The organism is Frateuria edaphi (genome assembly GCF_021117405.1).
GTDB classification, from domain to species: Bacteria; Pseudomonadota; Gammaproteobacteria; order Xanthomonadales; family Rhodanobacteraceae; genus Frateuria_A; species Frateuria_A edaphi.
Genome location: NZ_CP088251.1, coordinates 626,210 through 638,548, shown reverse-complemented (window position 1 = coordinate 638,548; position 12,339 = coordinate 626,210). Strand labels below are relative to the sequence as shown.

Below are 12,339 nucleotides of genomic sequence, written 5' to 3'. Positions count from 1 at the left end.
CACCATGACACGAGGTTTGGGAGGCAATTCGCCCGCCAACGTGCAGAAGTATCTGTCTGGCGTGGAGTACCCGGCCGGGAAGCGGGATCTGATCGACGCCGCGCGCCGCAATGACGCGCCCGAGGAGGTGATGCGGACCCTCCGCGAGTTGCCCGGGGACAACTATGGCGGTCCGCAGGAGGTGATGAAGGGCTACGGCGACGTGGAGTAACCCCGTCGGCATGCTGTCCGCCACGGAATCCGCCGATGAGGCCGCCACGCGGGCGAGCGGGTCGACGCGGCAGGCATCCCGGACACCGGAACCATTGGAGCCCGCGTGGGCTCCACCCAACTACTGCCAACCGAGAGGTGCGAACCATGGCAAGCAACAAGAACACCGGCAACATGACCGTGCGCGAGGCCGGCCAGAGGGGCGGCGAGATCCGCAAGGAACAGCTCGGTCCCGAGGGCTACTCGCAGATGGGCAAGAAAGGCGGCGAGACGCGCAAGAGCCAGCTGGGACCGGAAGGCTATTCGGCGCTCGGCAAGAAGGGCGGCGAGGCCCGCAAGGAGGAGCTCGGTTCCGAGGGTTACTCGGAATTGGGCACCAAGGGTGGTCATCGCGTCCGCGACCTGGTGAACAAGGGCAGGGAATCGGAGGGCTAGCGCGACCTCGCGACCCGGTTGGCGGCGATGCCTGGCACGCCGCTTTGCCCGAATTCCCACACGCTTGTCGGCCCTCTCCCGACGGGGAAGCAAACCTGGCGCTGTCGCTCCGACGTCGGCGACTGGGCGTTCACCCCAAGGTAGGTCGAAGGCCGATCGAAGTGCTCCCGCATCCGTTCAGGCGACGCCAAGTCCTTCGATGCCGCTGATCGCCTGACCATCGAATCCGGCCAGTTCGGCAAAGCGCCGGCCACGTTCGGCGTAGTCGTGGAACTGGTCGAAACTCGGCGCGCCGGGCGACAGCAGCACCACGCCGCCCGCGGGCGTCAATGCCCTGGCCCGTTCCACCGCCTCGTCAAGCGAAGCCACCAGCACGACCTCGCCCACCGCTTGGGCTTCGCCCAGCGCCGAGGCGATGCGCGGCCCGTTGGCACCCTGCGCCACGATCGCCAGGCCGGCCTGGTCGCTCACCGCTTCGACGAACTCCGACCAGTCCAGCCCGCGATCGTGCCCACCCACGATGACGGTGACCTCGCGCCCCTCCAGGCTCGCCAGGGCCGCCAGCGTCGCCTGCGGCGTGGTGCTGATCGAGTCGTTGATCCACGAGCGGCCGTCGCGCTCGCCCAGCGGTTGCAGGCGGTGCGGCAGTGCGTGGAAATGCGCCAGCGCCGGCGCCGCTGCGCGCGCGTCGTGCCCCATCGTCTCCAGCGCGGCCAGCGCAGCGCAGGCGTTGAGCGCGTTGTGCTGGCCGGGCACCGGCAGCCTGGCCGTGTCGAAGATGCGCTCGCCGCCGCGCCGGATGAACCCATCGTCCACGTGCCAACCCTCGGGCGTCCCGAACAGCACGCGCCGCGGGTGCTCCGCCGTGTGATCGAGCAGCGTCTCCTGCATGCCGTTCACCAGCAGCGTGCGCGCCGCCCGCGCGAGCTTGAGCTTGTCGGTGACATAGCGCTCGCGCGAGCCGTGCCAGTCGAGGTGTTCCTCGTACAGGCTGGTGATCACGCCCAGCGGCAGCGGCCCTGCCTCGCTGGTCTGGAAACTGGACAGCTCCACTGCCCACAGCTGCGCCTGTACGTCGAGCAGTTCCAGCAGCGGTAGCCCGATATTGCCGGCCAGCGCCGTACGCACGCCCAGCGACCGGGCCAGATGCGCGATCAACGCCGTGGTCGTGCTCTTGCCCTTGGTGCCGGTCACCGCCACCACCGGCGCCTGTGGCTGCTCGGCAAACCACAACGCGGTACCGGAGGTGAAGCGCGTGCCGCTGGCCTGTGCACCGAGCAGCGCCGGCTTGTAGGCGGAAATGCCCGGCGATTTCACCACCACGTCGAAGCCGCCCAGCGCGACCGCGTCGGGCTCCTCGGCGCGCACCAGTAACGCCGGATCGAACGCCTGCGCCGCGGCCACCTCCGCGGCGCCGCAGAAGAGCGTGAGCGGCATCTGCGGCAGGCGTGCGTGCAAGGCCGCAATCGCCGCCCTGCCCTCGCGGCCGAAGCCCCAGATGGCCACGCGCTGGCCGGCCAGGTCGGCGATGCGCATCAGCCGATCGCCTCCAGCGCGCGCTGCAGCCGGGCCGGCACGCGATGTTCTTCCGACGGCGTGAGCCAGGGCTCGAGCGCCAGCCGGGAGCGGTCCAGTTGCGGCAGGATCTCGCGGATGAACCGGGCGACCAGCGCGTCCTCCTGCCATTCCGAACGCTGGCTCAGTGCGTACATCGCCGCGCGCGCCTCGGCACCCTCACCGACGCACTCGAACGGCTTGTGGTCCTGGTATTCCAGGAGGGCATCGAAACCGGCCGCCTGGCTTTCGTCATCCAGCAGGTTGCGCCCGAAGATCGAAAGCAGCCGCGGCTTGGGCAGAAACGGCGCGAGCGCCAGGAACACGAAATGGCACTTCGGGCACTGCCCGCACCAGCGGTCGGCCGGCTTGGGCCCGAGGATGCGGAAGTTGCGGTTGCAGCTGGAGAAGGCGTCGAAGTACGGCGTGAGGCGCGCGAAGGCGCGCGTGATCGCCAGTTCCGACCAGGGCCGCAACAGCGAGCAGTAGTCCAGGTCCGCGGCCACGTGGGTGTGCAGCCAGTCCGAGAGCAATACCTCGAAGGCGAAACCCTTGCTCCACTGGTGGTTCACCTGCTGGCCCTCGTACTCCAGCGTCGCGGCCGAAGCGGAGCGCTCGTTGGCGAAGGCGATCGAGTCGTAGCCGTAGAGGACCGCCGCCAGCGCCAGGATCGCCGAGTTCACGGCAGTCACCGGGATGTGGCCGTTCCAGGCACCCAGGCGGTTGAGTTCGAACAGCACCGGCGAGAGTTCGCGCTGGATGTTGAGCGTCGGCAGTCCGGTGCGCTCGGCGCAGGCGGCGATCAGCGGGGAATTGCCCACCCATACCGCGGTGGCCTCGCCGCCGATCGACTTGATCGCCTCCACCGCGACCAGCGAGTCCTTGCCGCCGCCGATGGGGACGAGGGTGCGTTTGGGCAGGTCGAGGGCAGGCGCTGCGGACGGCGTGGCGGCGCCGCGCGGGAACGCGATGCGCCCGCGCAGGTCCAGGCCATTGCGATAGGCGAATTCGGCCAGTCCGTGCAGATACAACGCATCGGCCAGGTCGGCCGTGGCCTCGTCCAGCGGTTCGATGCCGATCTTCGGCGGCACGCCCGCCTTGTAGTAGCTCACGCCGGCGATCAAATGCAGCAGCTTCAGCGCCGCGTCGAACGCCTGCTGGCGCTCGGCTGGCACCGTGGGAGCGTCCGGGAAGCGGATACGCTCGATCATTTCCTTGCCCTGGTCGAAGGCGTAGGCCAGCTCGGCCACGCCGTCGGCGTAGCTGGCCCGCACGAAGCGGAAGCTGTGGGTGAGGCGCGGGTTGATCGTCGTCACTCGTTTATCTCTCCGTCGTGCGGGCTCCCGCTTCCCTTAGGGAATGGGCTGGGATGAGGGGCTGGGGCTCGTCAAAGCCTCCATCGGCACCTCGAGCACGCTCTCGATGTTCGTCAGTACGTCATTGTTCCAGAAACGCAGCACGCGGTAGCCCTTGGATGGGAGGTGGCGCGTGCGTGCGTCGTCATAGTGCTGTTGCTCCAAGTGTCGGCCGCCACCGATCGACCTCATGCTGTCGGCGAAACTTGCAGCCCTCTCACTGCCGATTCTTCAGGCGGTACCCGAGCGCCGTCTCGGCGTCTGTCATGCCAAGGCGCAGTCCGGGCGCCCGCTTCACGTTCATGCGTTTCATCGCCTCCCCTCCATGGGCGTCTTTTGCTAGAGCGGACCCTCACCCTTCCAGGATCACCTCGTCCGCCTCGTCCCGCAGGTTGTACCGCGACGACATCACCTTCCCGTATGCCCCGGCCTGCGCAATCAGCATCACGTCTCCTTCCTGCGCCTCGGGCAGGCGCCGATCGGTACCCAGCACATCGCCCGATTCGCAGATCGGCCCGACCACCTGGAACAGCGCTTCGGCGGGCGCATCCAGCCGCGTAAGGTTCACGATCTCGTGCCAGGCGTCGTACAGGGTGGGGCGGATCAGGCTGTCCATGCCGGCGTCCACGCCGAGGTAACGCAGGCTGCCCTTGCCCTTGATCTGGGTAACGCGAGCCAACAGCACGCCGGCATCGGCGACGAGATAACGCCCCGGCTCCATCCACAGCTGGTAATGCGGATAGGCCGCCTTGACCTCGCGCAGCACGCGCTCCAGCGCCGCCATGTCCAGCGGCGCTTCGCCCGGGTGCGAAGGGACGCCCAGGCCGCCGCCGATGTTGAGGAAGGCCACGCTGCCGATGCGTTCGGCCAGGCTCGCCAGCTGCGCGTATACCTCGCCCCAGTGCTTCGGATCGAGCACACCCGAACCCAGATGCGCATGCAGCCCGCGCACGCTGACCTGATGCGTGTCGGCCAGGCGAAGGAAGGCATCGATCTGTTCCACCGGCAACCCGAACTTGCTGCCGTTGCCGCCGGTGCGCACCTTTTCGTGGTGGCCCAGCCCGCGACCGAGATCCACCCGCAGCACGATCTCGCGGCCACGGAACAGTTCGCCCCAATGTTCCAGCGGGTGCAGCGCGTCGAGGGTGATCGTGGCGCGCGTGGCCAGTGCGTCGGCGTAATCGGCGCGTCGGGCGAAGTTGGGCGTGAACAGCAGCGCCGCGGTGTCCGGCACGGTCGCCAGCACGGCCTTCAGTTCGCCCGGCGACACACACTCGAAGGCGAAGCCTTCCGCGGCCAAGGCACGCAGGATCGCCGGATGGGTGTTGGCCTTCACCGCGTAGTGCACGCGGTCGACCACGCCCAGCGACTGCATCGCCCGGGCCTGTGCGCGCACGGTGGGCAGGTGGTAGACGTAACGCGGCGTGGCTTCCGCGGCCAGCGCCAGCAGGCGCTCGCGCGCGAACGGATCGCGCCACCAGGCGGCGGCCTGCGCCGCGGCCTCGCCGCTGCCGTACAGCGCCTGCCAGCTCGGGCCGAACAGCGCGCTGTCGTCGGTGCGCAGCGCGCCGGCCGAGATCAGCAGCTCGTGCAGGTGTGGCAGCAGCTCGTCGACCACCGTCTCGTCCACCACGAAGGTGAGGTTGAGATTGTTGGACGACTGCGAGATCAGATGCACGCGCAGCTGGCCGAACTCGGCCAGCACGGTCGAGAGCGTGTGCAGCATCGAACGCATGCCGCGGCCGACCAGGGTGATCGCCGCGCAAGGCGCGATCACCTTGACCCGGCACACCTTGGCCAGATCCGCCGCCAGCGCCGCGACCGCGTCCGAGTCGAGCAGGTTCTCGGTCGGGTCCAGCGACACCGTGACGTTGGTTTCGGCCGAGCCGATCAGGTCCACCGACAGGCCATGCTTCTTGAACTGCGCGAACACGTCGGCCAGGAAACCGACCTGCTGCCACATGCCGACCGACTCCATCGACACCAGCGTCAGCCCCTTGCGCGCGCTGATCGCCTTGACGCTCGGCGCGTGTTCGCGCACCTCCGGGCCGATCACGGTGCCTTCGAGTTCGGGCCGGTTGGTGTCCTTGATCAGCAGCGGCACGCGCGGCTCGCGCAGCGGCGACAGGCAACGCGGGTGCAGCACCTTGGCGCCGGTGGTGGCGATTTCCTGGGCTTCCTCGTAATCCAGACGCTGCAGCAGCCTTGCGCCGGGCACCTGGCGCGGGTTGGCGGTGAACATGCCGGCCACGTCGGTCCAGATTTCCACCCGCGAGGCCTTGAGCAGCGCGCCGAAGTACGCCGCCGAGGTGTCCGATCCGCCGCGACCGAGCAACACGGTGCGCCCCTGGTTTTCACGCGCGATGAAGCCCTGGGTGATGAACACCTCGCCCTGCTCAGCCAGCGTCGCGGCCAGGGCCGGATCGGGGTGCGCCTCGACCGTGGCCGAAAGCAGCCGCGTGCGCTCGTTCTGGTTCGGAAGCGCGATCGCGGCCAGGCACTCGCGCGCATCCACCCATTGCGTAGGCAGGCCACTGGCGCTGAGATAGGCCGCGCCCAGTGCGCTGGACATCAGTTCGCCGTGCGCCTGTACCTGCGCCGCCCAGGCCAGTTCGCCCAGCGACGCCGGACCCTCGGCGGCCAGCGCCGCGAGGTCGGCCAGCCGCACCGCGAGCGCATCCGACAACGGCAGCTGCATGTGGCCCAGCAAGTCGTGGTGGCGTTGCGCGATCGCATCGGCCGCCGCCTTGCGTTTGTCCCCGTTGCCCTCGCCGCACAGTTGTTTCAGTGCGTCGGTGATGCCGGTGAGCGCGGACACGACCACCAGCACGCGGGCGCCTTCGGCGCGGCGGCTGGCGATCAGCTCACGGATGTTCTGCCAGCGCGGCAGCGTCGCGACGGACGTGCCGCCGAACTTCATCACGATCCAGGGTTGGCCTGGTACGGGCGCGTCCGCCGGAAGCGGCGCGGGGTTTTGCGGGGTCACGAGGGCTCCATTGCAGTGGTGGCGGAAAACAATCGCGCCAGTGTTGCGCTGCGGCAAGGCGAATGCAATGGATTTTTGATGGCAGCTTTTGGACGTTTAGGCGGCTGAATCATGGAGCTTGCCGAGAGCAGCCCCCTCCCTCCTCCGGAGAGAGGGGCCGGGTGAGGGGCCGGCCCGGCCTCGGCCTGACCTACCGGCCCCGGTCAGTTCGGGTTCCCCGCCAGCCTTGCCCCTCGCCTCGATCCTCTCCCCGGAGCGGAGAAGATGCGAAGGTATGCGCTGCGCGCAGGGCGTTATTGAACAACGACGGGAATCTTCCCGATCCGCGCCTGCCACTCCCTCGGCCCGGTCTGGTGCACCGAGCTGCCCGCGGAATCGACCGCCACGGTGACCGGCATGTCCTTGACTTCGAACTCGTAGATCGCCTCCATGCCGAGGTCCGCGAAACCCACCACGCGCGAGGCCTTGATCGCCTTGGACACCAGGTAGGCCGCGCCGCCCACGGCCATCAAATACACCGAGCGGTGCTCCTTGATCGCCTCGATCGCCGCCGGACCGCGCTCGGCCTTGCCGACCATGCCCAGCAGGCCGGTCTGCGCCAGCACCTGTCCCGTGAACTTGTCCATGCGCGTGGCGGTGGTGGGACCCGCCGGGCCGACGACCTCGTCGCGCACCGGATCGACCGGCCCGACGTAGTAGATGAAACGGCCGTTGAAATCGACCGGCAGCGGCTCGCCCTTGTTCAGCATGTCGACCATGCGCTTGTGGGCCGCATCGCGACCGGTCAGCAGCTTGCCGTTGAGCAGCAGCACCTCGCCCGGTTTCCAGGTCGCCACTTCCTCGCGGGTGACGGTGTCGAGGTTTACGCGACGCCCCTTGGAGGCGTCGTAGGTGAGCTTCGGCCAGTGTTCCAGCGAGGGCGGATCGAGCATCACCGGACCGGAACCGTCCAGGGTGAAATGCGCATGGCGGGTCGCAGCGCAGTTGGGGATCATCGCCACCGGCAGGTTGGCCGCGTGCGTGGGGTAGTCCTTGATCTTGACGTCGAGCACGGTGGTCAGTCCGCCCAGGCCCTGGGCGCCTATCCCCAATGCATTGACCTTCTCGTACAGCTCGATGCGCAGCTCTTCGACGCGACTGGACGGCCCGCGCGCGATCAGCTCCTGGATGTCGATGTGTTCCATCAACGATTCCTTGGCCAGCAGCATCGCCTTCTCGGCGGTGCCGCCGATGCCGATGCCGAGCATGCCCGGCGGGCACCAGCCGGCGCCCATGGTCGGCACGGTCTTCAGTACCCAGTCGACGATCGAGTCGGACGGATTGAGCATCACGAACTTGGATTTCGCCTCCGAGCCGCCACCCTTGGCGGCGACGATCACGTCCACCGTATTGCCCGGCACGATCGACATGTTGATCACCGCCGGGGTGTTGTCGCGCGTGTTCAGACGCTTGCCGGCCGGATCGGCCAGCACCGACGCGCGCAGCTTGTTCTCCGGATGGTTGTAGGCACGCCGCACGCCCTCGTTGACCATGTCTTCCAGGCTCATGGTGGCGTCCCAGCGCACGTCCATGCCGACCTTCAGGAACACGGTGACAATGCCGGTGTCCTGGCACAGCGGCCTGTGGCCCTCGGCGGCCATGCGCGAGTTGATCAGGATCTGCGCCATCGCGTCGCGCGCGGCGGGCGATTCCTCGCGCTCGTAGGCGGCGGCGAGGCTGGTGATGTAGTCGACGGGATGGTAGTAGCTGATGTACTGCAGCGCGTCGGCGACGGACTGGATCAGGTCGTCTTGCTTGATGGTGGTCATGGGCGGCTTTTTCGGCTTAAACGCACCGCCTTGCGCGGCGCACAAGAGCGCTATTGTGCCGCAGCCGGCCGGGCCGGACAAAACAACGGCCGCTCGAGGCGGCCGTCGCGGCGATCGAACGCGACCCCGCTCAGAAGCGGTATTCGGCCGTCACCATCCAGGTGCCGACGTTGGCGTCGGCGGACACGCCGTCGGTCTGCGCCTTGACGTGGTAATTGTCGTAGTTGACGCCCAGGCTGACGTTATCGGAAAAGTCATAGCCCACGCCCACGCCGCCGTACCAGCCGTTGCCGTCGACGCTGCTGCTGGCGCTGGTCGAGTCCGCTGGCGTACTGATCCGAAAGTCGACGTCACTGGACGCACGCAGCCAGCCACCGCGCGCCGATACGAACCATTGGTCGGCGAAGTGGTACTTGCCGGCCGCGCCGAGCAACCAGCCCTTCGCGTGGACCGTGGCCTCTTCGAAGACCGCGCCGCTGATCAGCGAGGCTTTCAGCTGGCCCAGGTCGACGTAGCCGCCCTCGACGCCGATATCCACCGGCCCGTGCCACAGATAGCCAAGACGCAGGGACGTCGCGGAGTCGGAATTGTTGCCCGCGTAGTTGTCGCCATCGGCGTCGTCCACGTGATAGGTAGCCTGGCCCGCGGCTGCGTTGACGAAGAACGCGCGGTTGTCCTGTGCGAAAGCGGAGCTGCACGCACCGGCCAGGATCAGGGCTGAGAGGGAGAGCACGTACTTGTTCATGGATTCGTCCTTGGGGGAAAAGAAAGCGGCAGGCCTTCGCAGGCCCGCCGCCGGTCGATCAGAAGCGGAATTCCGCCGTGACCGTGTACGCGCCGACGTTGCCGTCGATGCTGCCAAGATCGGTCCTGGCCTTGCCGTGGTAGTTGTCGTAGTTCAGGCCGAGGCTGAAGTTCGGCGCGAAGTTGTAGCCCACGCCCACGCCGCCGTACCAGCCGTTGCCGTTGGCGTCGCCGCTGGCGTATTCGCGGTAGTCCGGCGCGTCGGCGTAGATTTCCTCGTAGCGGTAGGAAGCGTCGGCGGTGGAGCGGAACCAGCCTGCGCGCGCCGAGACGAACCACTTGTTGCTGAAGGTGTACTTGCCGTTGGCACCGAGGATCCAGCCGCTGGCTTCGATGTCGGCCTTCTCGTTCACGATGAGGGAAGCGTCTTCGTTCTCGCCGTGGTACTTGGCGACCAGCTTGCCCAGGTCGACGTAGCCACCCTCGACGCCCAGGTCGAAGCCATTGCCGACCTTCCAGGCGTAACCGAAGCGCAGCGCGCCGGCCGTGTCCTTGTCGTCGAGCTTGTAGCCCAGGCCGTCGGTGTGGCCGACGTGGTACTGCGCCTGGCCCACGCCGGCGTTGATGAAGAAGGAGCCATTGGCGTCCGCGGCGGAAGCGGAGGCGGAGGCGGCAACGAGCGCCGCGCCGAGGGCGACGGTCAGAATCTTGTTCATGCTTGGAAATCCCTGTTTTTGTCTTGTTGGTAAAGCCCGGTGGGGTATGCCGGGCGGCGCGCATTTTAGGTCCGCAGGCGATCCGGCGCTGTAGGGGATCACCTACACTCGCCCCTCATTCGTTGATTCGGAACGCCGATGCCGACCTTCGATTTTCTGCAACTGGACGTCTTCGCCTCGCGCCTGCTCGAGGGCAACCCGCTGGCGGTGGTGATCGGCGCGGACGCGCTGGATGGGCCGACGATGCAGCGCATCGCGCGCTGGACGAACCTCTCCGAGACCACGTTCCTGCTGCGTCCCACCCAGCCGGGCGCGGACTATCGCGTGCGCATCTTCACCCCGCGCCAGGAGCTGCCCTTCGCCGGCCATCCCAGCGTCGGGAGCGCCTATGCCGCGATCGAGACCGGCTGCGTGCCGGTGCAATCGGAACTGGTGCAGGAATGCGCCGCCGGCCTGTTGCCGGTAGCCGTGCAGGGCAGCGGCGCCACCCGCACGATCCACGTGCAGGCGCCGCGGGCGCGCATCGACCGCGCCGATGCATCCCTCGCCGCGTCACTTTCCGATGCCCTGGGGGCCGAGCTTCCCGCCACGGCCGTGCATCCGATCGACAACGGCCCGCTATGGCTGGTCTGCGACCTTGGCCAGGCACGTACCGTGCGCGCGCTGGCGCCCGATCTTTCGGCCATCGCAGCGTTGTGCCTGGCGCACGGCGCCGTGGGCGTGAGCGTGTTCGGCGCCGAAGACGGCGGCGACGCGGCGATGGCCGTGCGGGCGTTCTGCCCGGCCGACGGCATCCCGGAAGACCCGGTCACCGGAAGCGCCAATGCGGCCATCGGCGCCTTGCTGCACCACACCGGCGACGTGGCGCGCTACGGCGGCCGCTACGTCGCCAGCCAGGGCCGCGAAGTGGGCCGGGACGGGCGCGTAGCGGTGGCCATCGACGAGGCGTCCGGCACCGTCACCATCGGTGGCCAGTGCGCGATAGGCGTGCGCGGGACGTTCGCGATCGATTGATCCCGCGCGGCCGGTGCCATCGTCGCAGCCGGAACTACCCCAGGTGAGCCTCAGCCCACCGCCCGTCGCGATGTGGGCTGATGCATCCTCCGAGGTCTTTCGCGGTCCAGCGCTTGCCCGGGGTATACCGCACCGGCGATGCTCCCCGCTCTCCCAGGGGAATCGCATGGATACAGGCAACCACGCACCGCAAGGCTACCAGCGCAGCCTGGGCCCCTGGGATGCCGCCCTCGTCGTGGTCGGCGGCATCATCGGCGGTGGCATCTTCCTCAACCCGGGCATCGCCGCGCAGCGCACCGAATCGGGCCTGGCGCTGCTGCTGGCGTGGATCGGCGCGGGGCTGCTCACGATGGTGGGCGCGCTGTGCTACGCCGAGCTCGGCGCGCGCCGGCCACAGGCGGGCGGCACCTATGTCTACCTGCGCGAAGCATTCGGGCCGCTCGCGGGATTCCTGTTCGGCTGGACCATGCTGCTGGTGATCTACTCCGGCTCGACGGCGGCGGTCGCCACCATCTTCGCCAGCTACACGGTCGCGGCCTTCGCCCTGCCGTCGTCGGCCGCGCTGCCGCTGACCGTGGGCGCGCTGGTGTTCGTGGCGCTGGTCAACCTGTTCGGGCTCAAGCTGGGCGCGCAGGTGCAGAACCTGTTCGCGCTGCTCAAGCTGCTGGCCGTTGCAGTGCTGGTGGCGTGCGGGCTGTACCTGGCGGGGGCGCACGCACCGGCCGCGCTGGCGGTCGATCCGGCGCGCGGCGGCGTGGGGTTCATGGGCGCGGCGCTGCCGGTGCTGTTCGCCTACTCGGGCTTCACCTACCTCAACAACCTCGCCGGCGAGATCGACGCGCCACAGCGCAACCTGCCGCGCGCGCTGCTGATCGGCATGCTGGTGGTGATCGGCGCCTACGCGCTGGTCAACCTCGCCTATCTCGCCGTGCTCGGGCACGCGGGACTTGCCGCCAGCACCGCGCCGGCCGCGCAGGTGATGGACCGCATGTTCGGTCCCATCGGCGCGCGGCTGATGGCGGTGGGCATCGCCATCTCCACGCTGGGCTTCTGCAACATCACGCTGGTCGCCGGCGCGCGCGTGCTGCAGGTGATGGGAGCGGACGGGCTGTTCTTCGGCGCCGTGGCCCGGCTGCATCCGCGCCATCGCACGCCCAACGTCGCGCTGGCCGCGCTTTCGGCCTGGGCGATCGTGCTGGCGCTGTCGGGCAGCTACGGCGCCCTGCTGGACTACGCCACCTTCGGCGACTGGCTGGCCTGCGCGGTCGGCGTGGCGACATTGTTCTGGTACCGCCGCCATGACCGGGGCGAAGTGCCTTTCCGTGTCCCCGGCTACCCGCTGTTGCCGCTGCTGTTCGTCGCCGCGATCGGTGCGGTGGTGATCGCGACCATGCGCGACAACCCCCGCAACGCCGGCATCGGCGTGCTGATCATGCTGGCCGGCGTGCCGGTGTATTACGTGTGGCGCCGCAAGGCTCGTCCGTAGGCCCCCGTGGCCGGTTCCTGCTTCGCCAAAG

Annotated in this window: 11 protein-coding genes; 4 read left to right on the top strand and 7 right to left on the bottom strand. The window is 68.5% G+C overall.

Going from position 1 to position 12,339, the window contains the following annotated elements:
* Positions 1-4: 4 nt before the first annotated feature.
* The gene (locus tag LQ772_RS02840) at positions 5-211 is read left to right on the top strand and encodes a DUF2795 domain-containing protein (protein ID WP_231323815.1); all 207 of its coding nucleotides are present in this window, start codon (positions 5-7) and stop codon (positions 209-211) included.
* A gap of 146 nt (positions 212-357) precedes the next feature.
* Entirely contained in the window at positions 358-645 is a 288-nt protein-coding gene (locus LQ772_RS02835; protein ID WP_231323813.1) for a KGG domain-containing protein, read from the top strand.
* 177 nt (positions 646-822) lie between these two features.
* Here the strand turns inward: LQ772_RS02835 and murD are convergent, their stop codons facing one another.
* From murD to LQ772_RS02800, 7 genes are all read right to left on the bottom strand, one after another.
* Entirely contained in the window at positions 823-2,181 is a 1,359-nt protein-coding gene (gene murD, locus LQ772_RS02830; protein WP_231323811.1) for a UDP-N-acetylmuramoyl-L-alanine--D-glutamate ligase, read from the bottom strand.
* Positions 2,181-3,515, bottom strand: coding sequence for a UDP-N-acetyl-alpha-D-muramoyl-L-alanyl-L-glutamate epimerase (gene murL, locus LQ772_RS02825; protein WP_486606323.1), 1,335 nt, complete (start codon positions 3,513-3,515; stop codon positions 2,181-2,183). The genes murD and murL overlap by 1 nt, the downstream gene beginning before the upstream one ends.
* Positions 3,516-3,551: 36 nt before the next feature.
* Positions 3,552-3,746 carry a DUF559 domain-containing protein gene (locus LQ772_RS02820; RefSeq protein ID WP_231323809.1) on the bottom strand — a complete coding sequence of 65 codons (195 nt, stop codon included), beginning with the start codon at positions 3,744-3,746 and terminating at the stop codon, positions 3,552-3,554.
* A 160-nt stretch (positions 3,747-3,906) separates the two neighbouring features.
* Entirely contained in the window at positions 3,907-6,474 is a 2,568-nt protein-coding gene (locus LQ772_RS02815; protein WP_231325867.1) for a bifunctional aspartate kinase/diaminopimelate decarboxylase, read from the bottom strand.
* A 359-nt stretch (positions 6,475-6,833) separates the two neighbouring features.
* Positions 6,834-8,348: a fumarate hydratase gene (locus LQ772_RS02810; protein ID WP_231323807.1), complete on the bottom strand. Its 1,515-nt coding sequence runs from the start codon at positions 8,346-8,348 to the stop codon at positions 6,834-6,836.
* 130 nt (positions 8,349-8,478) lie between these two features.
* A complete protein-coding gene (locus tag LQ772_RS02805) occupies positions 8,479-9,093 on the bottom strand; it encodes an outer membrane beta-barrel protein (RefSeq protein WP_231323806.1) in 615 nt (204 codons plus the stop codon).
* A gap of 58 nt (positions 9,094-9,151) precedes the next feature.
* Positions 9,152-9,808: an outer membrane beta-barrel protein gene (locus LQ772_RS02800; protein ID WP_231323804.1), complete on the bottom strand. Its 657-nt coding sequence runs from the start codon at positions 9,806-9,808 to the stop codon at positions 9,152-9,154.
* Positions 9,809-9,946: 138 nt separating this feature from the next.
* Here LQ772_RS02800 and LQ772_RS02795 point away from each other — a divergent pair, with 138 nt between their 5' ends.
* Together LQ772_RS02795 and LQ772_RS02790 are read left to right on the top strand one after the other, a co-directional pair.
* Positions 9,947-10,822, top strand: a complete 876-nt coding sequence (locus LQ772_RS02795) for a PhzF family phenazine biosynthesis protein (RefSeq protein WP_231323802.1) — start codon at positions 9,947-9,949, stop codon at positions 10,820-10,822.
* Between the two features lie 166 nt (positions 10,823-10,988).
* The gene (locus LQ772_RS02790; protein WP_231323800.1) at positions 10,989-12,308 is read left to right on the top strand and encodes an APC family permease; all 1,320 of its coding nucleotides are present in this window, start codon (positions 10,989-10,991) and stop codon (positions 12,306-12,308) included.
* Positions 12,309-12,339 lie beyond the last annotated feature (31 nt).